The sequence below is a fragment of the Thalassotalea fonticola genome (assembly GCF_032911225.1).
GTDB classification, from domain to species: Bacteria; Pseudomonadota; Gammaproteobacteria; order Enterobacterales; family Alteromonadaceae; genus Thalassotalea_A; species Thalassotalea_A fonticola.
Genome location: NZ_CP136600.1, coordinates 4,171,932 through 4,198,315 on the forward strand (window position 1 = coordinate 4,171,932; position 26,384 = coordinate 4,198,315).

Genomic DNA, 26,384 nt, shown 5'->3' on the forward strand with positions numbered 1-26,384 from the left:
GTAATCGAAATAAGTTTAAAAGTGCGATTGTTGTACTATAATTTAGTGACCTTACCAAGGGCAGAAACGAATTTGATTTAACCACATTAAAATAAAAATAATTAGTGATAACAACTAAAGGACTAACCTGTTGAAAGTTCACTTATTATTAATTTTAATATTAGTATCGATGCCTTGCTATGCTGAAAATTTATGGTGGATAATTGACCATGATGAAGAAGGGATAGAATATTATCCAAAAAATGAAGATGGTATTTCCCTTTCGCATAGAATAACGCTTAATCGAGATCAGTTATCAAAGTTATCTCCAGCTACCACTATCAACCTTCCTATTCATAGCTCACTTAGCTATTTAGCGACAATCAAACGCATTAAACAAAATGCCAATGGTAGTAATACCTATATAGGTGAAATTGCTGTGAGTAATAAGTCATATCCGGTGATATTAACGATAGGAGAGGCCTCATTTTATGGCTTCATAGCTGCTGATGATAAAACCTATTTAATAGAAGGAAGTAAAGACACCGGAACACTTACTGAAGAGCGCCGTGATACCATCGCAATTGATGAAGATTTTATTGTTCCAATCTCAAGCTCCGCCGCTTCATCCGTTGATCCTTTGGTGAAATCAAAAACGACTAGCAATAAAGCTTTAGTAGCAAAAAAAGCAGAGGTTATCGCAAATATTGCCAATATAAAATTACTTATTATTTATAATCAATATGTTAGAGATAGATATGGTGGTTCTCCATTAACCAGGGTTCATCATATTATTGAGGTTACCAACCAGATATTTTTCAACAGTGGGGTATATATAAATTTACAATTAGCGGCAACCTTAGAGGTTGATTACCCAAATGAAACAAATTTATTTACCGCACTTGATGATTTAACAAAAGCAAAATCACCTATATTTTTGCCAGTTAGAAAACTACGCTATGAAGCTGGTGCCGATATGGTGATGTTTTTACTTATTTCAGCTAATTCGTCAACTACCGGTTATGCATGGGCTAACGGTAAAAATGGCAGTATTTCAAGGTTTTCAGATAAAATGTATAGCGCGATTTATTTGAATAGGTCTGATTATATTGCTGCCCATGAATTGGGCCATAATTTGGGATTACATCACTCCCGTAAACAAGACCCGTATAAAGGTGTCAGCTTTGATTTTGCCTTAGGTTATGGGGTTGAACATCAATTTGCTACGGTGATGGCATACCAAAGTGTATTTTCAACATCTAATAAAATATATCAATTTTCTAACCCCGATAAAGAGTGTGAATTTTTACCTTGTGGCATATCAACTGACAACACTTCTGCAAGTGCTGATGCCAGTTACGCACTTAATTTAGTTCGTTTTCAAGCCGAAGATTTATATCAAGATAGCCCGAGTTTAACGTTAACACAAAACACCGTACCTGCTTTACATGATCAAGCTTTACAAACTTGCATTAATAAGCTTCATTCGAATGATATTTATCTATATACAGGAATGATTAATGATATTGATTGCAGGGTCAAAAAAATAGATTCACTTGCTGGACTTTCAGCATTTGATAATTTACACACGATAAATTTGTATAATAATTTTTTGACTGATTTATCACCATTAGCAAATTTAACAAAGCTAAAATGGTTAAATATTCAGGCAAATGAAATACATGATATTTCTGCACTTTTTCACTTAAATTATTGGGATTATCTGAACCTGTTGGGTAACCCAATTTATTGCTGGCAATTGCGTTATTTTGACCAGTTTGAAACTGTGTATGATTGGAGTCCTCCAACGCAATGCGATGATAGTGATGATTTAAATGACTATGACTATGATGGTGTAAATAACCTGGACGAACTTAATAACAATGAAGACCCTACTCTAAACAGCAATGGTGGCGGCAAATTACAGTTTAGCCAAAACGTTTACCGCTTTGATGAACAAACGGGCAGTATACAAATAAGAATTGAACGAGTACAAGGCAACTTAAATACATTAACTGCATCGATAGAGATAGAAGATCAAAGTACCAACCGAGATGTCGATTATATCATCAGCCAACAAAGTATCTCTTTTGAGCACGGAGAAAGTAGCCAATTTCTACTATTAACAATTATTGATGATGAGGAAGCCGAAAGTATTGAAAGTTTTAACATTGAATTAGTCAGTAAAAACAATACTGATATGACTAGAGTTGAGATAATAGACAACGATTATGATCCCTCTATGGCCGAAAAAAAATCATCTGGAAGTGGTATTTACGGCATATACTTACTGTGTTTAGCAATACTATTTTTGTTTGTTAAAATATTAATTACCAATAACCATTTCAAACGGGACTCTAACTTTTAATCAAGCCAACGTTGTTTAATTTCAAAATAAACATCTCTAAATTCAGTGCTGTACCAATAACCAGAATCTTTAAGTTTTGCTATTCCAAACCACTCTTCGATATCATTGGGGTCTTGTGTATATGAATCTTCTAAACTAAATTTCCACCATGCATCTAAATATTCATGAATAACAACACCCGCCACTGGCAAGGCCGTGCTTTGAATATCAGTTAAGTTTTGCAACAAGCCGTTTGTTTGATCTTCAACGGTATTGCCACCATAGCCATAATTGGGTGGGCCTACTCGGTAAGCATTTGGCGAGACACTTAAGCCGGTTTCAGTAATTAACAAAGGCATGTCTGGGTGACGTGATTTTAATTCTTCAAGCCAACCTTGAAAGTAAGTACCCGTTGCGCTACCGGGTAATGTTGAAGGTCGATAATAAGGCACAGCATATGAATAAGCATTATGACTGCGAAAATCAAGAAAGGGAGTTTCAACATGATAAGCAGTACGTATATCATTGGCATAAGAGACCAGTGAATGTTTGCCATACTGTTCAAATTCGTAACTTAGTGCATAATCAGCCATTTCGGCGATAAACGCCTCGGTGGCATTTATACCTGCGCCAGTGGCAATATATTTCCCTTGGTATTGATTTATTTCTGGGTGAGCTGCATTTGTACTTTTAATGCTTTGTTCACTTAACTCATTACCAATAAGGTAAGCTACCAGTGGGGGATTATTATCAGTATAAACGCTGTAAATTCGATCAATAACCGCTTTAATATATGTTTTACTTTGTTGCTTAAAGTGACTATTTTGAAAATCAGCAACACTTCCGTCTAGCCAAATGGTTTGAATGAAGTTTAATCCGCCAATATTCTTAAGCGCATGGTAGCTGTATGCTGGTGTGCCCCAAAACCGAACAGTATTGGCGCCCATCGCTTTAATATCGGTGATATCTTGTATGATGCTATATTGCAACTCAGCAGAAAGTTGCTTTGATGTTTCTAACTCCCAGGGCAAATGGCCAGGATAACCTGGTACATAAACAACACCTTTAACGTTAAACGGCAAACCATCTTTTAGGATGTAGTGTTCATTAACCGTGAAGTTATTGATTTCAGGCTCAGGTTCTGGTTCAGGCTCAGGTTCTGGTTCAGGCTCTGGTTCAGGCTCTGGTTCAGGCTCTGGTTCAGGCTCTGGTTCAGGCTCTGGTTCTACAATTTCAAGTAATTCTTCGGATGTGGAAGAATTACCTCCTCCGCCACAAGAAAATAATGTGCATGAAAGCGCAATAATTAAGAAAACAGACATTCTTTTTACTAGCATGACTCACTCTCTTCTGGTTTAAATATAACCAATCAGTTAGATATGTTGGTTAATAAATTTATCAATGGCCTTAAGTGCTCTCATTCGATTTTTAGCGTTACTAAGATTATGGTCGCCTTCTTCTAACTCGATGAAGGTGACATTCTTGTCAGCATCTTCCAGTTCATCAAACATATCTTCTGACTGCTCTACTGGTACTGTTTGATCGAGTTCTCCATGAATCAATAGTACTGGTGCGATTACGTTCTTTACATAATTGATTGGCGATATTTGTTCTAAATGATCTTCGTCAACATCTCCTTTTGAAATTACATCTTGCCAATAAGACACTACCCAATGGTCACTACCGTAATCACGTTGTTCTGTGTCTAACATCTGTTCTACATCAGAAACACCGTTAATAGAAACCACACACTTATATAAATCGGGAGTAAACGTAGCTCCGGCTAGCGCTGCATAACCACCATAACTGGCACCTACAATGCACACACGAGCTTTATCAATCAGGCCTTTTTTCGATAAGTCGTGCACTGCATCGGTCAAATCATCTTGCATTTTACGGCCCCATTCACCTCTTCCTTTAAATAGGTGCTCAGTTCCAAACCCTTTAGAACCTCTAAATTGCGGCTGAATTACTAAATATCCTTGGCCAGCAAAATACTGAGTCATCCAGTCAAAGCCAAGTTTATCGTAAGATTCTGGTCCTCCGTGAGGAAGCATTATGGCTGGAAGATTTTTAACTGTTTGACCAATTGGTGTGGTAATAAGCGAAGGAATGGTTAAACCGTCTCGTGCTTTAAAGCTATACTCTTTTACCGGGTGAACAGCTTGTGGCGGAATATCTGGTCGAGCAGGTGATAATAAATCAAGTGCGCCTTTTTCATAGAGTACGTAATCGCCAGAGCTTAATTCGCCATCCATATAAAACACCATAGAATTCCAATCAGGTGTGTTGTCTTTAATCACAAAGGTATTGTTTGGCATGGCCTTATTAATACCACGCATGCGAGCATTTAGTTTTTCATCAAAAAATTCATAGGTTGGCGTAAAACCAGAATATTGCACACCATGTATTACTCGTTGTATGTCGGTTAATACATGTTCAACGTCTTTATCTTTGTGACTAAATATAGGACCCGAAATAGTCCCATCAGCTAGCGTCATAGTATAATAAGCCCAACGACCATGCTCATCGTCTTGGCTGATCATAACTAAGCTTTTTCGATCAGGTGTTACGCCATTAAACCCTTTGGTACGATAAGGCGTTTCTTGACGAAATATTTCTTGCCAGTCATCATCTATTAGCGCTTCAATACGGTGTAAATTGGTTTTATTGTTATATCGTTCACGAGCAAGAATTTCACCATTTTTATCTAAAAAGAAGTCGATGGTATCAGAGGTGCCTTTGCGATAAATGCTAGGTTTTCTTTTTTTTTCTAAATTAACTTTATACAAGTTATATGCACCAAGATTTTTATAAGCGGGCATATAGGCGTACTTCTTATCCGGGGAAATTCCAATAATACTCCCTAATTGCGATTGACCGTCATAAATGCCATAGCCTTGGATCAAGAGTTGATGTATTTTTTCCGTTGTTAAGTTATAAACAAATGCAGCACTTATATCATGTCGTCCTCTATAACCCCAGATATGCTTATTTTTTGAAGCTACAAAAATCAGCCTGTCATCATCAATAAAATAGACATTATCCGGTTTCACCGATGACACATCAACAGCAGCCAGAAGAGAGCCACTTTTTAAATCTATGACTACCATGGCGTCGTTATTATTTGAAGTGTCTCGGTAAGCCATTCGCTCAGCATTTGGCGATATAACCACCATACTTTTACTCGGTAATTTTCCATAAGCTTCAACAGGTACTTGCAACTGTTGAGCAAAGAGGAAAAAAGGTTGCATCGAAAGCACGATGAGTAAAATTAAGTTAAGCATAAAACCATCCTTGTTTATTATTTTTTATGTGTTTTACTTTATAATTTTCAACTTGTTAGGTCAACTAGGTAGTTGTTTATTATCGTTGACTATACGTACTAAAACTAAATGGAAAGGGTGATGCATATAAGGCTGTTGGGAGATAAACCTTATATGCATCATAGGTCTTTGTTTTTCTAGGAACAATTGGACCTATTAACTTGTACTTACTAATCTATTTAAGACAAGGTAAGTTGAGATCATTACAAAATATTGTTAGTAGAATGGCGTTCATTGTGATCTGAACGCCAAACTACATAACTAGCTATTTAAAGCTATAACGGGCACCAATTGTATACCTTGGACCATATTGACGAGCACTTAAGAATTGCTCCTCGTAACGACCAAACAGTTGCTCGGTTTCGTTATTTATATTTAATCCTTCAAAGAACACCGTTAGGTTTTTAGTTAAGTTATAATTAACGCTCATATCAATTTGACCGAACTCTTTAGCAAATTGCGGTGGCGCATCTGAAGAACCCTGAGATTGGCCAACACCAACTAAGTACTCATCACGCCATGCGTAAGTCACTTTTACCGACAAGTCATGTTTTTCATAAAATACTTGGAAGTTTGCCGAGTCGCTTAAGCCTGTTAACGGCGTTTGCTGCTCTAAACTTTTTACATCAAATTCAACGTCACCATCAACGAAGGTGGCATTTGCACCAACACCAAAGCCTGTTTCACCAAACAAGTGTTGAATTGCCAGCTCAAAACCATCAACTTCTTTTTCTTCCGAGCTATTAAATGGACGTGAGATATCCCAATTCATTACTGGATCATCAGCGTTTGGTACTAAGTACCCTTGCTCATTTAGCGCAGAGCCGTTGTCTTGAATTTGCTGAAAAATAGCGTCATTTGTTGGTTGTATACCATTAGCGACAAGATCTGCTTCAGCTTGTTGCCAGCGAGGACCTTGGTATATGTCAAGAAACTCTTCATATTGTTGTGGCACAATTTCGTTACCAATAAAGTTTTCAACTTCTTTTTTAAAGTAACCAATTGCGGCATAACTGCCTTCTGCGTAGTAATATTCAAGTGCCAAATCTAGATTAGTCGCTTCATAGGGTTGTAAGTTAGTATTACCCGAACCACCATTGCGAGAACCAATTTTCGGACTACCTGATAACGATAAACCACCAGCCAGGCTACCTAATGGTGCTCTAGCAATGCTTTTACCCCAAGAAGCCCTACCAACTAACTCATCAGTAATATCAACTTTAATATCCAGCATAGGTAAAAACACATCATGTTTACCGGTATCTTGATAAAAATTGCTATTGCCATCAAGATATTGAGTATGCCACTCACTGCCGCCTTTCCACCAAACAGCAGTTGGTACATCTTGCAATACGTTACTGGTTACTTCTGTTTCTTCATAACGCAATCCGATGTTAACTTGCACTGGAATTTCAGCTATTTCAAAGTCCCATAATGATTGTACGTAAACGCTATCTGTTTCTTCTTTTACAGCGCCTTCTCCGTATGTCCCCATGTCATGATAAGCCGTGGCTTCAAAATAATCATCACCACCTAGCTCCTCATTAGTTAAGAATGCAGCAGAGCGTGCCGCTACTTCATCAAAGTCAAAGGTGTAGTAATAACTTGGCGCTAAGCTGCTACCGCCACCGCTGAACTCATCTAAAAAGCCACTAGTGGTATGATAGTTAAACATACCGTCTGGTAACATTGCAGTATAATCAGGGTTAAATAAGAAGCCACCAATCAGACCACTCCAGGCATTAGAGCCACCCATTTCTTGCTCAGTATGAGCAACACCAAATTTGATATTCACCAGAGGAATGTCAAAATCATTATTGTCCCAAGTACCATGCAGCTGAATTTGTTCAACGTTTGATTCGCCAGGGCTATGTACAAACTGACTAAAATGAGAATCTATCTCACTAGGTGCTAATGTCGTTGTACCATTATTCCAGTAAATTTGGGCGTGAGGTACTTCGCCATTGCGATAATCATACGTTTTTGTTGTTAATTTATTTGACCCTAAAACTAATGTGCCATAAGCATTCATGCCATCATCGGCGCCATTATCAATTTCATTGGTTGAGTCGTGATAATCGAGTTCAAAGTGAAATGAATCCGTGGCTTGCCATGCTACATTAAAGCCAAATGATTCCTCATCTACTTCCGTGGTACCACGTGAAGCCGAATAAGAGCCATCATTGCCGCTAATGTCAGCAAAAATAGCGGTACCATTTTCATCTAATTCATAAGCATTAATGTTGCCGCCATAATCATTCCACATACCCCAACCAATTGAGTTGCTGGCGGTGATCGCATTTGTGGCGGTGTAATCTAGGGTTACAATTAAGTCATCTATAGGCGCATATTGAAACGTCACATTACCGTTGGTTCTTTCGCGTTCAACATTATTAATACCGTAGTTCATATCCCTTGGGAAAAAGTAATCGCCTGTATGGTTACCTTCTAAATCGACAGGTCTGGCATCTACTACATTTTCAGGATCTAAATCTGGTAAAGCAACGTTTGCTTGCCAACCTTGAATATTTGCCGATTGTTGTTGGAAGTCACGGCGATGATGATTGATAGAAAATGCAAAACCAAACGTTTCATCAGCAAAGGTGTTGCTATAAACAGCACTCAGCTCAGGTGTAACGTCATCACCTTCTTCAACAGATGTGTCATGCATAGCTTTAGCGGAAATAGAGTATTTTTCACCAGGGCTATTAAGCGGTTTCATTGTTACAATATTAACCGTTGCACCTAAACCACCACTTGGGTTTTTCGCTCTTGCAGTTTTATGAACTTCTAGTGCACTAATACCATCAGAAGAAAGGTTTTCAAAATTATAAGAGCGGCTGTTACCTGTACCTGGCATTGTACGGCCATTAAGAGTAACTAGGTTAAAGTCGGGACCAAAACCACGTACGGTTATTTGGCTACCTTCACCATTTGAGCGACTCACAGTTACACCGGTAATACGTTGTAATGATTCCGCTAAGTTAGTATCTGGGAATTTACCCATATCTTCCGATGAGATAATATCCATAACACCAGAACTGTCACGCTTTAAATCCATTGATCGAATTAAACCGCCACGAATACCTGATACTTCAATGACTTCTATTTCATCTTCTTGCACATCTTCAACAATTGCAGCAGTTGTTTCTTCTTCTGCAGCATAACTTGGTGTTACTACACCTGTACCTAGTAACATAGATATTGCGACTGCAAGTCGTTTTTTACTAAAGTTAACTTGTTTCATAATTTTCCTACTTATTTTTTAAGTATTTATTTTCAATGTGTTGCTAACGTATGAACTGTTTTGTGTTTTAGTTTTTCAGCCATACGTTGCACATTAATATTCTCTAAATTTCTTACTGATTAGCTCTAAGGTGTTGCGATCTTCACATTGTCAACTCGATAAACTGCGCCTTCACCAGAGCCCCATGCAGGGAAAATCATAAGCACATCGATTTCGCTTACATCTAGCCCTGCATCGTATAAACTTTGTAGAGAAAAAGTATAGGTTTGCCAAACGCCTGCAATAGGTGCTGCGCCTTCAAGGCTGTCGGTTACTGGCAATTCAACCTCGGTAGTCGCATCACCACTTTCAATTTTGAAAATCCACTCTGCACTTGCATCATTAGGAGCAGTAACCACTTTCATTTCAAACTGCACTACGCCTGTGCTTAATAATGCCGATGCGTCATATGGAACCCCGCCTGCATTATGACCTTCGCGAGATGTTATACCCATTACCGTTGCGGTCTCGCCAATAACAAATTCAGCGGTATTGCCGTGTTCTGCGTCATCAGTTTCAACTGTTGGTGTTGAACCCGCACAACAATCCCAAATTACCCAGCCAGTTGTAGCAGCTTCTTCAAATAAGGTTATGCCAGAAGCTGTTGGTGTATTTGGGGTATTCGCAGCACTTGGTGAGTAAATTTTGGCATTATCAACACGATAAACTGCACCGTCACCTGTGTCCCAAGCTGGAAATATCATGATGACGTCAATGGCACTAATATCTAGCCCCGCAGTTTGTAAATCAGATAATTTGAATGTATAGGTTTGCCATACACCGGTAGCAGGTGCTACGCCTTCATCACTATCGGTAATTGGAATTTCGACAGCTTCTGTTGTGCCATTACTCTCAATTTTAAACATCCAGGTAGAGCTTGCATCATTCGGTGCAGTTACCACGTTCATATCAAATTGCACAACACCATCGGTTAATAATGCTGATGCATCAAATGAAATTTCAGAACCATCTTCTGGTTTGAAACCCATTACCGTAGCGGTCGCGCCGATAGAAAATTCAACTGTTAAACCATGCGCATCATCATCAAACTCTTCGGTTGGAGTAGAACCGCCACAACAATCCCATGGGGCCCAATCAGCATTGGCTTCATCTTCAAACAATACTAACTCTGGTAAACTGCCCGCGCCTTCTTGCGAAATTTCTACGTTATCAACAAGGTAAACTGCACCTTCACCGGTACCCCAAGCAGGGAATATCATTAATACGTCAATCGCAGACAGGTCTAAGCCTTCATTGGCAAGAACCGATAAATCAAAGGTATAACTCTGCCATTCTCCAACGGTAGGTGCTACGCCTTCATTACTGTCGGTAAATGGCAATTCAGCAGCCGTGGTACCATCACCACTTTCAATTTTGAACATCCAGGTAGATGATGCATCTGCAGGTGCTGTTACTACTTTAATATCAAATTTAACGCTGCCTGTATCAATCATAGGTGATGCATCAAAAGGCCCACTGCCTTCTACGCCATGACCTTCACGTGTGGTATAACCCATTACTGTAGGCTCTGCACCAATAATAAATTCTGATACCGCGCCATGAGCAGGATCATCATCTGTTACAACCACTGGCTCTGAACCGCCACAACAATCCCACATTTGCCACAATGGGTTTTCAGCATCTTCAAAAATGGTAAGGTTAACCGGAATACCAGTAGATGGAGGAGAAGGAATTGGTGCTAAACCTGGTACTAATGTATCTTCATCTTTATAACCGGCGCGAATGGTTTCACAACCTTTACCGGTATCAGGGTCAATAACACATTCATAAACACGCACATAATCAATTGCAAAGGTTTGACCGTTGGCAAATGCAGCAGCGTCTACACCACCATCATTTACGTTTTCAGCCCAATCACCACCAACGGCTAAATTAAGCAGCAGATGAAAGTCTTGGTCGAAAGGGGAGTTATCCCAATGAGTTTCCAACTCACCGCTAATAATGTCATGGTATTCACTGTACCAACCTCGGTGAGCCAAGCCTACAGCCTGTTCTTTTGAGTTGTATCTTACCTCTGACGCCATTTGTGTTTGGTACAAATAACCGTCAACATACCAGCGCATTTCACCTTCTTGCCATTCTATCGCATAGGTGTGGAAATCATCGGCTGGGTTAACGCCCTCTGGGAGTGAATACTCTTTGCCAGACCAAATGTCATGTTCACCATAGTGTAACGTACCTACTACTTTTGATTCGGTAACGCCTTCATCATCAATAGTTTTAAGGTTAACCGCTTCTAGAATATCGATTTCACCAGAATCTGGCCAACCGCCATAAACGTTATCGGTTGGTAACATCCAAAATGCCGGGTGAGAGCCTTGACCAAATGGTAATTTGGCGCGCATTTCAAAACGTCCGTACTTCCAATCACCTAAGTTTTGAGTATTTAAGCGAGCTGATGTATAAGCTTTTTCAGTGGTGTCTTCAGCTGGCAATGCAACAATATTTAAAATGCCGTCAGCTACAAATGAGTTTTCAGCACTGTCGGTGTAACATTGCTGCTCTTCGTTACCGCCACCATTACAATTAATTTCATGGAACCATTTGCTTGAGTCAATCTTGTCACCGTCAAATTCATCATTCCATACCATTTGCCAGTCATTTACTGGTACCGTGGTATCTATTGATTCAAAATCAGTATCGGTATTGGTTTCCTCACAGCCTGAAAGGCCTAAGGCTACTGATATACCAATTAAACTTGCAATTGCGCGGGACTTGCGTTTAGCGCTACCTATTGTAGTCATGTTCTCTCCCCTAGAGATATCCTAATTCAGTATTTATAACCATTCTTATGCTGAATGTTCCTTGGTTTTACTTTAAACCAACCATGTAAATATAAATACGATCGTAAACAAAATGTAAATGCCTGAGTATAGTGTTAGCACAAGAATTTAATGATTAGCATTGAAATGCGGTCAGGTGGATTAGTGCAAAGCTGAAATGGACAAAATGGCAAAGTTTTCTGTTTTTATTAGCGTTTTTCTAGTTAAAAAATCTCGGTTGCAAGCAGCTAAAACAGTGATTTATATAACCCGTAGTACTTCTTATCGCAAGCCAAGTCCGCTTTAACTTGTTTTGATTGAGTTTCATTTCTCTTAGCTTATTGTCAGCTTATACAAGTACTGTCTTACTCAGCGATTTTGAATCTAGCCGTTGAAGGTATGTGGGGGAGGGCCAGTGGTCCAATCGACATTAGTATATTTCCGGTAAGAATGGAAGTTGACTACGTTCGAGTCTATGAAAAACAAAATAAAAATAACATTGAGAAAATATAGAACAAGTATCAGCCAATGCTGCTGAACTGTTTTAAATTTGCATTTATCAATATAAACATGCCTGAAACTTAGGCGGGAAAGAACATGAATATTAGTAACAAAAAAGAATTTGAAGTAGCGGGTGAGTTCGTCACATTAGCGGGTGAACGATACTATGCTATTCGCAATATGGATAAAATGGACCCATTTTTTATCAGCGTGATCTCAAATAGCGACCATTGGTTATTTGTCTCTTCAACTGGCGGCTTGACAGCTGGCCGAGTATCTCCAGAAACTGCGTTATTTCCTTATGTGACCGTTGACAAAATACACGAAAGTAATCTTCATACCGGTAGCAAAACTCTGTTCAAAGTAGAAAAGCAAGGTCAAACAATTTATTGGGAACCGTTCAATCGCGAGCACGACAAAAGCTTTAATTTAACTCGTAATATTTATAAAAATGTTTTAGGTAACAAACTTTGCTTTGAAGAAATAAATCACGATTTAAACTTAACGTTTCGTTATACCTGGCTAACGAGCGATCAATACGGCTTTGTGCGTAAATGTGAGTTAGTTAACAGCGCCAGCGACGATGTTTCGCTTGAATTAATTGATGGACTGCAAAATATTTTACCTGCTGGTACACCGCGTTTTACCCAAACCAATTCAAGTAATTTAGTCGATGCCTATAAGTGGAGTGAAGTTGATGCACAAACTGGTTTAGCCTTTTTTACATTGTTTTCAGGTATCACCGACAGAGCAGAGCCTTGTGAGTCATTAAAAGCGAATACTGTGTTTTGTTTAGGATTAGATAATGCCAAAGTGCTGCTTTCTAATGAACAACTTGAGGATTTTCGTGCCGGTGAAGTAATAAGCTCTGAAGATCATAAACGCGGTATTAGAGGTGCATATCTAGTTAATACTGAGATAACACTTGCTGCTGGGGCAACGCAAAGCTGGCAGTTGGTCGCCAATGTAGAGTTAAGCCAAGGGCAAGCGGTTGCGATTAGACAAAAATTAAAAGAGAGCCGTTCGAACTCTGGTGAATTCGCCAACGATATCGAAAATACAATCAGTCAAGGCAGTGATGATTTGGCGCGTATTATGGCATCAGGTGATGCCTTTCAACTTACCGGCGAAGAACATGTGGCAGTACATCATTATGCTAACGTGCAATTTAATTTGCTACGTGGCGGTGCGTTTGATGATCAGTATACGGTTTCTTCGAAAGATTTTTCTCAAACCATTAGTTTATTTAACAGTGATGTATACCTACGTCATCAAGCTATGCTTTTGGCACTGCCAGAAAAAATAGGCTTTGCTGAACTATTAGCTACCATCAAAGAGCAAAATGATGCGCAATTAGAGCGTCTTTGTTATGAATATTTACCAATTTCATTCGGTCGTCGCCATGGTGATCCAAGTCGTCCGTGGAATCAATTTGCGATAAAGCTGGTTGATGAGCACAACAATAAACTACTTACTTATCAAGGTAATTGGCGCGACATTTTTCAAAATTGGGAAGCGCTAACGTTTAGCTATCCTGAGTTTATTGAGAATGTGATCAGCAAATTTGTGAATGCATCAACTATCGACGGTTATAACCCATATCGAATTACCAAAGAAGGTATTGACTGGGAAGTGGAAGATGAGAGTGATCCATGGAGTTATATCGGCTATTGGGGTGATCATCAGATCATCTATTTGCAGAAAATGCTCGAGCTTTCTCAGCAATTTCATCCATCGCGTTTGACCGAGTTACTGAGAAACCCAATATTCAGTTATGCCAATGTGCCTTATAGAATCAAGCCGTTTGCAGACTTGCTTGAAAATGCAAAAGACACCGTTACTTATGACGATGATCTAGCAATGCGGATAGAACAACTGGTTGAAAAGGTTGGCGCTGATGGCAAATTAATCCAAGATCAAAATGATAATGTTTATCTGGTAAATTTATTTGAAAAATTACTGGTAACGTTACTTTCTAAATTAGGGAATTTTGTTGTTGATGGTGGTATTTGGTTAAACACCCAACGCCCAGAGTGGAATGATGCCAATAACGCTTTAGTTGGTCAGGGTTTATCTATGGTGACCTTGTCTTATTTACGTCGTTATATTTGTTTCTTACAAGAACTTATCAGTAACGAATCTGATTCAATCGCCATTTCAACAGAAGTGAGCCAGTGGTTTGCTGAAACTGCTGAAGCTTTGGCTAAATTACGTCCTTTACTTGGCTCTACTGCGATTGGTGCCGAGCAGCGTTATTTGAGCATTGCTGAACTTGGTAACGCCGCCAGCAGATATCGTCAAACGGTTTATCAACAAGAGACGTTTTCTGGGCAAGTTTCTGAGCCTATCAACGCCATCAAGTCTATGCTTGCAGATGCTTTAGCGGCAATAGATCATACCGTGTTGGTAAACCAGCGTGATGATGGCTTATACAACGCTTATAACTTGTTAGACATACAGACCGAATCAATGAATATTGACAGTTTGTACCCAATGCTTGAGGGCCAGGTTGCCGCTCTAAGTGCTGGTACTCTTTCACCGAAGGAAGTGATATCTGTTGTCGAGTCTTTATTTGCAAGTGATGTTTATCGGGCTGATCAACAGACCTTTATGTTGTACCCCGATCGTCAACTGCCGAGCTTTTTAGAAAAAAATACCATTGCCGAAGAGCAGTTTTACCAGTTACCAGTTTTACCAGAAATGCTAGCATTAAACGATAAACGTATCGTCGAACAAGATGTTGATGGCACATTACGGTTTAACGCAGAATTTGGTAATGCCAGCGACTTAGCAGTACAAATAGATTTGTTGGCGGTTGATTATGGCGAGCAACTTGTTAGCTGTAAAACCGAAATACTCGATCTTTATGAGTCAGTATTTAATCATCAGGAATTTACCGGCCGCTCAGGCGGTATGTTTGGTTTTGAAGGTTTAGGTTGTATCTACTGGCATATGGTTGCCAAGCTGTTACTAGCCGTTGAAGAAAACGTCTTTAATGCCATTGCACAAGGTGAACCAGAAGCTGTATGTCATAAATTAGCTCAGCTTTATTATGCCGTGCGCGAAGGCATTGGCTTTAATAAAACGCCAGCTGAGTATGGTGCATTTCCAACTGACCCTTATTCGCATACGCCAAAACACGCAGGTGCCCAGCAACCAGGAATGACCGGCCAGGTTAAAGAAGAAATACTTGCTCGTTACGGTGAGTTTGGTATTCGAGTTGATAACGGTTGTGTGCAATTTATGCCTTACTTGCTGCGCAAATGTGAGTTTTTAAGCAAGCCGGACATATTCCGTTATTTAGATGTGAGCAATAACTGGCAAGAACTGCCAATAGCCGCGCAAAGTTTAGCGTTTACCTGGTGCCAGGTTCCAATCGTTTATCGCCTTGATGACAATTGCCAGCCATCAATAATCGTTAGCTTTAACGATGGTACCGAGCAAGTAATTCCGCAATTGGCACTGCCGGAAAATTTGAGTTCTGAGTTGTTTGCTAAAAATGGCTGTATACAACAACTTACTCTAGTACTAGGTAGCAAGCAATTGTTTGCAGAATAGTTACAGGTATCTGTTTGTTGTAAACAATAAAAACTCGTTAATTACATATTGAACGGAAGATAAACCTGTCGAGACACCTTATAACTAAATGTCTTTGGCAGGTTTTAATTTTAAAAATTTAAGAAGTGATTAGCTGCGTGGCCTTGCATATTGGGCCTTGTAGGGTACAGATGAACAGCTGAAATATGTTTAATGCTGATAATAATAATGAAGGTGATAGAGAAATGAACATAGTACATGGTAACGCAATTTGCTATTCAGGCTATCGAGAAGGGCAAAGCCCACGCGAAGGGGTTTACCCGACTTATGCAGAAATAAAGCAAGATTTACTCATTTTATCGCAGAACTGGAAATTTCTTCGACTTTACGACTGTGGACCTCATGCCGAAATTGTACTGGACGTAATTGAGTCGGAATGCTTTGATTTTAAGGTAATGCTTGGTGTCGATATGGCTGCTGAAATGAGCAATCCTCATTGCCCATGGGGAGCCGACTTTAGTGAGCAAACGTTAAGTGATAATAGACAAGCTAATTGCGCTCAAGTTGATAAATTAATCGAATTGTCTAGTCGTTATACTGATATTGTGTTTTCGGTATCCGTGGGTAATGAAGCCAGTGTTGAGTGGACAGATCATATGGTTTCAGTTGATAGCTTGGTGAGTTACGTTCTTAAAATTAAAGACAGCATTAAGCAGCCAGTCACCTTTTGTGAAAATTATGTGCCTTGGACCTACAAGTTAGAGCCATTAGTTGCGGTGTTGGACTTCATTTCAATTCATACATACCCTGCCTGGGAATATCGCACTTTAGATGATGCCCTGGAATATACCAAACAAAATTATCATTCGGTTGCCCTGCATTACCCTGGTAAACCTGTTGTTATTACTGAAGCCGGTTGGACAACACAATCAAATGGTCGCGGCATTGAAACTTGGAATGCGTCGCAAGAGTTGCAAGCGAGCTATTATGAGCAATTGCTTGCCTGGACTAATGATGAAAAAATTCTCACTTTTGTGTTCGAGGCATTTGATGAGCCATGGAAAGGATCGCCGCACCCACAAGAGCCAGAAAAACATTGGGGGTTGTTTACTGTTGATCGTAAGCCTAAATTAGTCATGGAAAGCCTTTACAATACAGAAGATCCTCTAGTTATCGCTAGTGAAGAATTAGCGGTTAGTTGTTAACTGCTTTAGTGTTTCTTAGCAGGTAAAGTATAGGATTACTATTTACTGGCATTAGCCAGTGAACTTAAGTACGATAAATTATTACCAGAAAATAATAGCAACTAATTAATTTTAATTGCTATAACTGATTAAAAATAAAACTAGGCAGAGTAATATAATTAATGCAGAACCAAATCGCTAATAATTCAAATTATCAATATTGGGTACTACAGTTATCTTATTGGTTCTTTATTGCTTTACTTAGCCTATCTACATTAACAATTTGGTATGCACAATTTAATTGGGCAAATGTAGCCCATACATTTGTGCAATCGTTACTAGGGTTATTGCTGTCTTTACCTTTGTATTTTATGTTTATGAAATATTGGGAACATTCAGTAAGGCGAAGATTGAGTGTACTCATTTTAGGTGTACTAGTAACATCATTTGCCTGGACCATTGCTAGGATGCAAGCTTTTATCATGATGACGCCTGAATACGATATTTGGGTCGATTTTGGTGGTTGGTATTTTGGTAGTATCTTAGTTTTTTTGAGTTGGGCTGGATTAGTCCATGGTGCTAAGTATTATCAGTTATTGCAATTAGAACATCAGCATATGCTGCAAGCGGAAGCCGAAGTTAAAGAAGAGCTATTAAAGCGGATAAGTGCACAAACGATTGCCCGAGATGCGCAAATAAAGATGTTGCGTTATCAATTAAATCCGCATTTTTTATGTAATACTCTAAATGCGATTAACTCGTTAATAGAAACAGAAGAGTCAACCATCGCGCAAAGCATGACAGTAAAATTAAGCAAATTCTTACGTTACTCTTTAGATCATAATCCCGATAATAAAATAGCCTTAAAGAATGAAATTAATGCGCTAAACTTATATTTAGACATTGAAAAAACTCGATTTGGCGAACGATTAAAACTCGATTTTCAAATTGATAAACAGGCACAAGCGGCGAAAATACCAAGTTTGTTATTACAGCCAGTTATTGAAAATTCAATGAAACATGTTATCGCTCAAAATGAAGACGGCGGAACGATAAGTTTAAAAGCTAAGGTCGTTGAACAGCAGTTAATTCTTGAAATGTCAGACACTGGCTCTGGGGTGAAAATGGGGACAAGTAAGTTACAAATATCTCAAGGTCGAGGAGTCGGATTACGAAACATTGATGAACGTTTAAAAGTGCTTTATCAAAACAACTATTCTTTCGAATTAAATATTTCAGCTGCTGGTGGTTTAAAAACTATTATTAAAATTCCTTATGAACCACAAACAGATTCATCCTTGAACCATTTGAACCAAGTAACACTGAGCTAATTTTATGACCAAATTAAAAGCGATAATAGTCGATGATGAACCACTAGCTCTTAAGCTCTTACGTTCTAAACTTAATAAGTTTGCCGAGCTGGACATCATCGCTGAATGTAAGAATGGCCGCGAAGCAATTCAAGCCACCATGGATTTAGCTCCAGACATTCTGTTTTTAGATATTCAAATGCCAGGCATTGATGGTTTTGGCGTAATTAAAAAATTACAAACCGATGTTGTGCCTATGGTGGTATTTACCACTGCATTTGAACAATATGCGTTAGATGCATTTGACGTGCATGCGGTTGATTATATTCTAAAGCCGATAGATGAAGAACATATTCAAAGAGCGGTTAATCGAGCGTTAAATCGTTTTGCTCGAGGCGAAAACAACGATAATAAAACTAACATAATTGGTGCTATTGATAGCATTAATGAAAGGGAAAATGCGTCTTTAAGATTTCCATTAAGTAGCGATCATAGTGACGACCAAGCCGGCTCTTCTGGTAGCAATGTAGAGCGAAAAGTTGTGATTAAAGACCGAGATGATATTACCTTGTTAAAGCAGTCTGAAATCGAATGGGTTGATGCAGCAGGTGATTATGTTTGCTTACATTCCGAAGGTGTTACTCATATTAAGCGCAGTACTTTAAAGAGTTTACTGGAAGAACTAGATCCGACAATTTTCAAACGTGTTCATCGCTCTACCATAGTTAACCTTAACTTTATTCAAAAAGTTATTCCCCATACTAAAGGAGAATTCTTCCTTAAACTTGGTGAATATGATCAAGTAAAAGTAAGTCGTAATTATCGTGATGTTATTAAAAGCTTTTTAACCGACATGTAAACTCTTAGCAACCAATCGACAATTAATAATATTTGGCTTGTATATACAAGCCTTGCGTGAACCAACAATTTACGCTACATTTCGCTTTATTATTACTGTAATTGGAAATCTAAATGACCTTACCAAGTGCCAACTGGCAACTGCTGTTTATCAATGTAAATATTGCCACTATGAGTCAGGGCGGAACATCTTATGCTGCTATTGAAGATGGTGCTTTAGCAATTAACGACGGCAAAATCGTTTGGTTAGGCAATAAAGCGCAACTTCCTGATTATGATACTGAGCAGGTAACTGTGGTTGATGGTATGGGCAAATGGATAACTCCAGGGCTTATCGATTGTCACACCCATATTGTTTATGGCGGTCATCGCGCCAATGAATTTGAACTGCGCCTGCAAGGTGCGAGTTATGAAGAGATTGCCCAAAGTGGCGGTGGTATTGTATCAACAGTAAAAGCTACTCGCGCTGCAACTGAAGATGAATTGTATGCGAGTGCTTACAAACGCCTTAATGCTTTACATAATGAGGGTGTAACAAGTTTAGAGATAAAATCTGGCTACGGCTTAGATTTAGACAGCGAAGTTAAAATGTTGAAAGTCGCGAATCGTTTAAGTGAAAATTTACCAGTAACTGTGCAAAAAACATTTTTAGGAGCGCATGCGCTGCCGGTTGAATATAAAGACGATGCCGATGCTTATATAAAACTGGTTTGTGAGCAAATGATCCCAGCAGTGGCCAAGCAAAACTTAGCCGATGCCGTAGATGTATTTTGCGAAGGGATCGGCTTTTCACTTGCGCAAACTGAAGCGGTATTCAACGCAGCGAAAGCGCATAACATTCCGGTCAAAGTTCATGCTGAACAGCTATCTGACTTGGGCGGTACCGAGCTTGCGGCAAAATATAATGCCTTATCAAGCGATCATTTAGAGTTTTTATCAGACGCTGGCGTTAAAGCCATGCAAACCAGCGGCATGGTAGCAGTGTTACTACCAGGCGCGTTTTACTTTTTACGTGAAACAAAGCTACCACCAATAGAAATGCTGCGAGAAAACAATGTAAGAATTGCCATTGCTAGTGATGCCAACCCGGGATCGTCGCCAATCAACTCGTTGCAATTAATGCTTAATATGGCCTGTACGTTATTTAGATTAACGCCAACAGAGGCATTAGCCGGTGTTACGTGTAATGCTGCAAGGGCTTTAGGTATTGATGACAAAGTTGGTGAGTTAGTTGTGGGCATGGATGCTGATATCGCCATGTGGGATATCGAGCAACCCGCTGAACTTTGCTACCAATTTGGAGTAAACCCATTAGCCGCTTTATATAAACAAGGCAAGCAGGTTATTTAATTTAGGCTGTAGTCTATTGTAAATTTATTAATGTTCAAAAACGTGTCGCTGTTGAAAACAGTTACACGATTTATTGTTTAAAAAACACCCAGATTTATATTCAATGGCGTAAATATTGATGAATTCATGGTTTTTTACAATTTTTTATTACAACGTTCATCTCATGTTCAGTTTTGTTTGTTATCATCACTCATCATAAACATTATTCATAATAATTACTTTGGACTTTCATATGTCGACTAAAAAATACATCGTTCCGGTGCTGGCGCTTTCATTAATCTTTTCTGGTTGTGCATCTACTTCTTCAAATGCTGGAAAGGGAGCTGCTATAGGTGCCATTACTGGTGCTGTTATAGGTAAATCAACGAGTAATCACAAAAACAAACGTGCTGTATGGGGCGCAGCCATTGGCGCACTTGCAGGCGCTGCTATTGGTGATTATATGGATAAGCAAGAAGAAGAATTTCGTCAAGAACTTGCGGGTTCAGGGATTGAAGTTGTGCGCGAAGGTGATAACTTGCGCTTAATAATGCCTGCCAATATTACTTTTGCTTCGAGCCAATCTAATATTACCGCCAGTTTTCATACTACCTTAAATGATATTGCTAAAGTACTAGGCAAATATGACAAAACGTTATTAAAAATTGAGGGCCATACCGATAGTAGCGGCAGTGAAAGCTATAACCAAAAACTATCAGAGCAACGCGCCGAGAGTGTGAAAGTATACTTGATGCATCAAGATATTTTAGCGAGCCGTTTACGTACCAAAGGCTTTGGTGAGTCTCGTTCTATTGTGAGTAATGATACAGCTGCAAATCGAGCTTTAAACCGTCGTGTTGAAGTTAAAATCATGCCTAATGAAGCATAGATAAATTTTTATCGTTTCTAATGAGGCTAGGAGTGTTTACTTCTGGCCTTATTTATTTTTTATCGAGAATTAACGGCCCAATTCCGTTTTCACCGAGTATATCCTCAGGATTATAAATTGGACATTTTGTCATCGACAAACAACCACAACCGATGCAACCGGTTAATGAATCTCTTAATTTTTCCATATAAGCAATACGTTGATTAAGCTGCTGCTGCCAATTTTTTGATAGTTTTTCCCAGTCATCCTTATTCGGAGTACGTTTATCAGGTAAGTTGGCAAATACGGTTTTTATTTCATCTAGGCTAACCCCCATTTTTTGCGCGGCTTTAATCACTGATATCCGCCTTAAAACATCTCGTTTATAGCGTCTCTGATTACCGTTATTGCGCCAACTTCTGATCAAGCCCTTTTCTTCATAAAAATGCAGGGTTGATACTTTCACTCCGCATCGCTTCGCTACACTACCAACAGCAAGATTTGCTTCTTCTAACATCATAAATTTATATAACTCTTGAAAGTTTTTTTCATAATAATGAAAAAAACACTTTACCTCAAGTTTGGTTGAGGTTTTAAACTGTACCTAGTTAATAAACAGGAGCAAAAAATATGACTACTAATCACAAACAAGCGAGAAACCTTACATTAGACCATAAAGATATTAAACACCCGTATATCAGCGCGTTTTGTCAGTTGTTTATCCAAACAATGCACAATAAATAAAACCAATATTTAACAACAAAAACAGAACAAGGACATCCTACAGTGTATTTAGAGCATTTAAATTTAGTCGTACAAGACATTCCAAAGGCGTTAAAATTTTATCAAGCGGCATTTCCACATTGGCAAGTACGTGGTGGCGGTGAGGCGTTATGGTATGGCAAACCGAGAAATTGGTTACATTTTGGTGATGATAATCAATATTTAACATTTAATGATGCGGGAGTTGGTGAAAACCGAAACCTTAGTAGCCATCAAATCGGGTTAGCTCACTTTGCCTTTGTAACCACAAACCTTTACGCTTTGATTGAAAGATTGGCGAAGGCTGGTTTTGAAAAAGCTAAAGGTGGCGCTATTTCAACTCATCGTAACAATATATATTTTATTGACCCTAGCGGTTATGAAGTCGAATTTGTTGAATATTTTAGTGATATCCCAAAAGAGCGCAATTGTTATGATGAATGACTATACTTATTATAATTAACGGTTAGCTTTTTTTACCGAGGTGACTTATGTTTTTAAAAAACAGAAACAATGGTGATATGGTTGATGTTAGCGATATTAGTGACTTAACCAATTTATTTCATCAACGCGTTTCAGGAAGATATCAGGCTGGCGAAGAGTTACAAGATCCAGAAGAGTTTAATAAAGCAGACTTAGTTTTTCTTTCAGGTGAAGAATTACCTCGTTGCTGGCTGGACCCTGAATATCGAACTCACAAATAGCTTTAAAGCCATTGCAAAACAATGCAATGGCTTTTACTTCAGGGATGATGGAATGCAAATCGCCATGGACCTTTCCTACGCATCCATGCGTTCACGGCATTCATTACATCCTGTAAATCATGGCAATAGATTTGTACCTTTTAATCGCTGTTAATCAATGTCGAGTGCATCTTGCGATAAGATAATACCGGTATTATCTGCATAGATGTGATCGTCAGGAAGAATTGTCACGCCAGCAAAATTTACCGCTAGATCTGTTTCGCCAACATCTGTATCTTCAGCGCCGACAGGAATTGATACCATTGCCTGAATACCAAGTTCTATCTCTTCAAGTAAATCAACTTCGCGCACACTGCCATAACATATAATGCCTTCCCAGCCATTTTTAGCTGCTGTTTCTGCAGTATAAGAATCAACTAAAGCACGTCTGGTAGATCCTCCACCATCAATAACTAACACTTTTCCCGTACCATCTTGCTCTACAACTTCATTAATAATTCCGTTAGATTCAAAACATTTAATTGTAACTACTGTGCCACCAAATGAACTGCGCCCGCCATAGTTACTTAACATTGGCTCTAGCACGTCAATTGAATCGGCATAAAGATTACAAAGTTCTGAGGTGTTATATTCCATGATTTACTCCACGTGAGCCATTCGGTTAACTTATTGAATTAATTCTAGTATAACCATTGATGGTGAAGGAACAAGAGATAAAATTTAACTTATTAAATTTGAAGGTAAATTTTAGACAATAAAAAAGCACCCTAAGGTGCTTTCTTGTTCGGTAAATAAGTCGATTATTTAGACTTAAGAGCACCGAAACGTTTGTTGAATTTATCAACACGACCACCAGTCTCAGCAGCTTTTTGCTTACCTGTGTAGAACGGGTGACATGCAGAACATACATCTAAGTAGATGTCTTTGCCGCGTGTAGATTGTGTTTCAATAACGTTACCACATGAACAAGTTGCTTTCATGCTTGTGTAATTTGGGTGGATATTTTCTTTCATGGAAAACCTCTATTTTTTAAGGCCGTATCGCCGCTTGATCAAATGCCAAGTACCATACGAGTTACAATTTAAGTTGGCGGATCATACGGGATCGCAAGCCTATGTTCAACTAAAATAGTTAAAAAATAGACAATTTATTAGCTTTGGTTATTATATTCGAATTTACCAATAAATATCAGTCTAAATTAATTAATTGATAAGGTAGGAATTAGCTTGGCAAATTGCTCTTAACTCGTCAGAATAAATTAAAATAATATAACTAGACCAGCATCTTGGATAATCAGCTAACTTACTTACAAATAGCCATACCAGTACCCATGCGCCAAAGTTTTACTTATGCAGTGCCAGAGGCATTAATCAAGGTAAACTTTATAAAAGGCGATCGGGTTTTAGTACCTTTTGGCCATCGTAATTTAATTGGTGTGGTACTTGCGGTAAGTCATGAATGTGATGTGGATAGTACTAAGCTTAAAGCCATTATTGAACGTTTAAGTGATGAGTCACGATTATCTGCACAGCAAGTTGATTTTTTAAGTTTATGTGCTCGCTATTATCACCATCCTATTGGCGATGTCGTCACGCAAGCATTGCCGGTTTTGTTAAGGCAAATTAAACCGATAGATTTAAGCCCTCCTGCTTGTTGGTTAAAAAATTCAAAGCTAACGGATGAAGAATTTACTCTCGCAGTTAATGGCTTTAAAAAGGTTGCGGCAAAACAAAAAGCATTACTTGAGTTTATTTGTGAACATGATGAGCTCACCTGGCCGGAAATTAGAATGGCCGGCTATAGCAAAGCGCAATTAAATGCTCTGCTGGGCAAAGAGCTTATTGTTGAACAAAGTGTTAAGCAAGAGCCTTTTGTTTGTAAAGAAAACTCGATAAACCATGACGATAAGCCGCAACTGTCGGTTGAACAGTCACTTATTGTTAGTAGCATAAGCCAACAGCTTAATAGTTTTTCTTGTCATTTAATTGATGGTATTACCGGAAGTGGTAAAACCGAAGTGTATCTACAAATTATTGAGCAAGTATTACAGCAAAATAAACAAGTACTCGTACTTGTGCCAGAGATTGGTTTAACGCCGCAAACATTATCCCGATTTGAAAAGCGTTTTCGTGTACCCGTTGTATTACATCATTCTGGTTTAAACGATAACGAGCGTTTACAAACATGGCACCAAACTAAGCAAGGTAGATCGGCAATTATTATAGCTACGCGCTCAGGTGTGTTTACGCCGTTGGTAAAGCCAGGAATTATTATCATAGATGAAGAGCATGATGGTTCATTAAAGCAGCAAGAAGGCTTTCGTTATCATGCAAGAGATGTAGCCATACTGCGAGCAAGACAGCTTGATATCCCTATTGTGCTTGGCACTGCAACCCCTTCGTTAGAATCATTACAAAACGCACTTACGGGTAAGTATCAATATCACCAGTTAACCAAACGTGCAGGTAAAAGTAACAAAGCAAGTCTTACTCTGATTGATATGGCCAAAGAACAAGTTGAATTTGGCTTGTCGGGTACTCTTAAAAAAGCTATTGAAGATACGCTAAAACGAGGTGAGCAAGTATTAATATTTTTAAATCGCCGCGGCTTTGCACCGGCAATTTCTTGCCAGGAATGTAATTGGATTTGTGAGTGCCAACGTTGTAATAAATCTTATACGCTGCACCAAGGTCAGAATTTACTTGTTTGTCATCACTGTGGTAGTCAAAAGCGCATAATCAGGCAATGTGATAATTGTGGTAGTGTGCGTATTAAGCCATTAGGGCAGGGCACAGAACAGTTAGAACAGCGTTTAGTTGAACTGTTTCCAGATTACTCCTCGGTAAGAATTGATCGAGACAGTACGCGCCGTAAAGGTGAGCTGGCTAAGTTGTTACAACAAGTGAGTGATAAAGAACACCAGATATTAGTGGGCACACAAATGCTAGCCAAAGGTCATCACTTTCCTGATGTTACTCTCGTGGCCGTGCTGGATGTTGATGGTGCGTTGTTTAGTTATGACTTTAGAGCACCAGAGCATATGGCGCAATTATTAGTACAAGTTGCAGGTCGTGCAGGCAGAGAAAGCAAACCCGGCAGAGTAATGGTACAAACTCAATATCCTGAGCACCCATTGCTACAAGATTTAGTGCAAAATGGTTATGAGCACTTTGCCAAGTATGCATTAATTGAACGTGAGCAGGCGATGATCCCGCCTTTTGCTTTTCAGGCATTATTTAGAGCGGAAGCAAATTACCCAAGTACACCACAAACGTTATTGAGGGAAGTAAGCCAACAAGATTTTGTCGGGTGTATGGTTAGTGGACCAATAGCTGCTGCGCAAGAAAAGAAAGCCGGAAAATATCGTTTTCATTTACTGTTACAAGCAAAAGATCGTAAAGATTTACACAGAGCGGTGCAGCAAATACTCGCAAATATTGCTAACCATGCATTAAACACCAAAGTGCGTTGGAGCATAGATATCGATCCACAAGAATTGAGTTGGTGATCTATTCGTTAATATTAAGTAGACAATTAGATACAACTATCGCTGTACATTGCTGTCTGGTTCGTTAAAAATAGTAATTAAGCATATTTTCCTAAGTAACCT

The 26,384-nt window shown here is 38.9% G+C and carries 17 protein-coding genes; 10 read left to right on the top strand and 7 right to left on the bottom strand.

Translation table 11 applies throughout. From position 1 onward, the window contains the following. Positions 1-130: 130 nt before the first annotated feature. Positions 131-2,347 (top strand): Calx-beta domain-containing protein, encoded by a 2,217-nt coding sequence (locus RI844_RS17105; protein WP_348395860.1) that lies wholly within the window; start codon positions 131-133, stop codon positions 2,345-2,347. On the opposite strand, the gene RI844_RS17110 is transcribed toward RI844_RS17105, so the two are convergent. The 4 genes from RI844_RS17110 to RI844_RS17125 form a co-directional block, all read right to left on the bottom strand. Continuing rightward, positions 2,344-3,663: a hypothetical protein gene (locus tag RI844_RS17110; RefSeq protein ID WP_348395861.1), complete on the bottom strand. Its 1,320-nt coding sequence runs from the start codon at positions 3,661-3,663 to the stop codon at positions 2,344-2,346. The genes RI844_RS17105 and RI844_RS17110 overlap by 4 nt on opposite strands. A 36-nt stretch (positions 3,664-3,699) precedes the next feature. Continuing rightward, positions 3,700-5,613, bottom strand: a complete 1,914-nt coding sequence (locus RI844_RS17115) for a S9 family peptidase (protein ID WP_348395862.1) — start codon at positions 5,611-5,613, stop codon at positions 3,700-3,702. A 304-nt stretch (positions 5,614-5,917) separates the two neighbouring features. After that, complete coding sequence (locus RI844_RS17120; RefSeq protein ID WP_348395863.1) at positions 5,918-8,899, bottom strand: TonB-dependent receptor; 2,982 nt, start codon at positions 8,897-8,899, stop codon at positions 5,918-5,920. Between the two features lie 125 nt (positions 8,900-9,024). After that, positions 9,025-11,703, bottom strand: coding sequence for a family 16 glycosylhydrolase (locus RI844_RS17125; RefSeq protein ID WP_348395864.1), 2,679 nt, complete (start codon positions 11,701-11,703; stop codon positions 9,025-9,027). 615 nt (positions 11,704-12,318) lie between these two features. Between RI844_RS17125 and RI844_RS17130 the strand changes: the two genes are divergently transcribed. The 6 genes from RI844_RS17130 to RI844_RS17155 all read left to right on the top strand — a co-directional run bounded on the left by RI844_RS17130 (position 12,319) and on the right by RI844_RS17155 (position 21,329). Then, positions 12,319-15,780, top strand: a complete 3,462-nt coding sequence (locus tag RI844_RS17130; RefSeq protein ID WP_348395865.1) for a hypothetical protein — start codon at positions 12,319-12,321, stop codon at positions 15,778-15,780. 224 nt (positions 15,781-16,004) lie between these two features. Beyond that, on the top strand, positions 16,005-16,964 hold the full coding sequence (locus RI844_RS17135) for a glycoside hydrolase family 17 protein (protein WP_348395866.1): 960 nt from the start codon (positions 16,005-16,007) through the stop codon (positions 16,962-16,964). Positions 16,965-17,125: 161 nt separating this feature from the next. Then, positions 17,126-18,274: a sensor histidine kinase gene (locus RI844_RS17140; protein WP_348395867.1), complete on the top strand. Its 1,149-nt coding sequence runs from the start codon at positions 17,126-17,128 to the stop codon at positions 18,272-18,274. A gap of 4 nt (positions 18,275-18,278) precedes the next feature. Beyond that, positions 18,279-19,112, top strand: coding sequence for a LytR/AlgR family response regulator transcription factor (locus RI844_RS17145; RefSeq protein ID WP_348395868.1), 834 nt, complete (start codon positions 18,279-18,281; stop codon positions 19,110-19,112). Positions 19,113-19,225: 113 nt separating this feature from the next. Next, positions 19,226-20,461, top strand: coding sequence for an imidazolonepropionase (hutI, locus tag RI844_RS17150; protein WP_348395869.1), 1,236 nt, complete (start codon positions 19,226-19,228; stop codon positions 20,459-20,461). Positions 20,462-20,693: 232 nt separating this feature from the next. Further along, the gene (locus RI844_RS17155) at positions 20,694-21,329 is read left to right on the top strand and encodes an OmpA family protein (protein WP_348395870.1); all 636 of its coding nucleotides are present in this window, start codon (positions 20,694-20,696) and stop codon (positions 21,327-21,329) included. A 52-nt stretch (positions 21,330-21,381) separates the two neighbouring features. Here the strand turns inward: RI844_RS17155 and soxR are convergent, their stop codons facing one another. Further along, on the bottom strand, positions 21,382-21,825 hold the full coding sequence (soxR, locus tag RI844_RS17160) for a redox-sensitive transcriptional activator SoxR (RefSeq protein ID WP_348398378.1): 444 nt from the start codon (positions 21,823-21,825) through the stop codon (positions 21,382-21,384). A gap of 269 nt (positions 21,826-22,094) precedes the next feature. Here soxR and RI844_RS17165 point away from each other — a divergent pair, with 269 nt between their 5' ends. Beyond that, positions 22,095-22,514 carry a VOC family protein gene (locus RI844_RS17165; protein ID WP_348395871.1) on the top strand — a complete coding sequence of 140 codons (420 nt, stop codon included), beginning with the start codon at positions 22,095-22,097 and terminating at the stop codon, positions 22,512-22,514. A 47-nt stretch (positions 22,515-22,561) separates the two neighbouring features. Beyond that, the gene (locus RI844_RS17170) at positions 22,562-22,774 is read left to right on the top strand and encodes an acetyltransferase (RefSeq protein WP_348395872.1); all 213 of its coding nucleotides are present in this window, start codon (positions 22,562-22,564) and stop codon (positions 22,772-22,774) included. A gap of 150 nt (positions 22,775-22,924) precedes the next feature. Here RI844_RS17170 and rraA read toward each other — a convergent pair whose 3' ends face one another. Continuing rightward, positions 22,925-23,410 carry a ribonuclease E activity regulator RraA gene (gene rraA, locus RI844_RS17175; protein WP_348395873.1) on the bottom strand — a complete coding sequence of 162 codons (486 nt, stop codon included), beginning with the start codon at positions 23,408-23,410 and terminating at the stop codon, positions 22,925-22,927. Positions 23,411-23,574: 164 nt separating this feature from the next. Continuing rightward, complete coding sequence (rpmE, locus tag RI844_RS17180) at positions 23,575-23,787, bottom strand: 50S ribosomal protein L31 (protein WP_348395874.1); 213 nt, start codon at positions 23,785-23,787, stop codon at positions 23,575-23,577. A 272-nt stretch (positions 23,788-24,059) separates the two neighbouring features. Here rpmE and priA point away from each other — a divergent pair, with 272 nt between their 5' ends. Beyond that, positions 24,060-26,282 carry a primosomal protein N' gene (gene priA / locus RI844_RS17185; protein WP_348395875.1) on the top strand — a complete coding sequence of 741 codons (2,223 nt, stop codon included), beginning with the start codon at positions 24,060-24,062 and terminating at the stop codon, positions 26,280-26,282. Positions 26,283-26,384: the final 102 nt, after the last annotated feature.

Bases quoted from the DNA above. Each gene is read 5' to 3' on its own strand.
- RI844_RS17110 (WP_348395861.1), bottom strand. From the start codon at position 3,663: ATGCTAGTAAAAAGAATGTCTGTTTTCTTAATTATTGCGCTTTCATGC.
- RI844_RS17115 (WP_348395862.1), bottom strand. From the start codon at position 5,613: ATGCTTAACTTAATTTTACTCATCGTGCTTTCGATGCAACCTTTTTTC.
- RI844_RS17120 (WP_348395863.1), bottom strand. From the start codon at position 8,899: ATGAAACAAGTTAACTTTAGTAAAAAACGACTTGCAGTCGCAATATCT.
- RI844_RS17125 (WP_348395864.1), bottom strand. From the start codon at position 11,703: ATGACTACAATAGGTAGCGCTAAACGCAAGTCCCGCGCAATTGCAAGT.
- RI844_RS17130 (WP_348395865.1), top strand. From the start codon at position 12,319: ATGAATATTAGTAACAAAAAAGAATTTGAAGTAGCGGGTGAGTTCGTC.
- RI844_RS17135 (WP_348395866.1), top strand. From the start codon at position 16,005: ATGAACATAGTACATGGTAACGCAATTTGCTATTCAGGCTATCGAGAA.
- RI844_RS17140 (WP_348395867.1), top strand. From the start codon at position 17,126: ATGCAGAACCAAATCGCTAATAATTCAAATTATCAATATTGGGTACTA.
- RI844_RS17145 (WP_348395868.1), top strand. From the start codon at position 18,279: ATGACCAAATTAAAAGCGATAATAGTCGATGATGAACCACTAGCTCTT.
- hutI (WP_348395869.1), top strand. From the start codon at position 19,226: ATGACCTTACCAAGTGCCAACTGGCAACTGCTGTTTATCAATGTAAAT.
- RI844_RS17155 (WP_348395870.1), top strand. From the start codon at position 20,694: ATGTCGACTAAAAAATACATCGTTCCGGTGCTGGCGCTTTCATTAATC.
- soxR (WP_348398378.1), bottom strand. From the start codon at position 21,825: ATGTTAGAAGAAGCAAATCTTGCTGTTGGTAGTGTAGCGAAGCGATGC.
- RI844_RS17170 (WP_348395872.1), top strand. From the start codon at position 22,562: ATGTTTTTAAAAAACAGAAACAATGGTGATATGGTTGATGTTAGCGAT.
- rraA (WP_348395873.1), bottom strand. From the start codon at position 23,410: ATGGAATATAACACCTCAGAACTTTGTAATCTTTATGCCGATTCAATT.
- rpmE (WP_348395874.1), bottom strand. From the start codon at position 23,787: ATGAAAGAAAATATCCACCCAAATTACACAAGCATGAAAGCAACTTGT.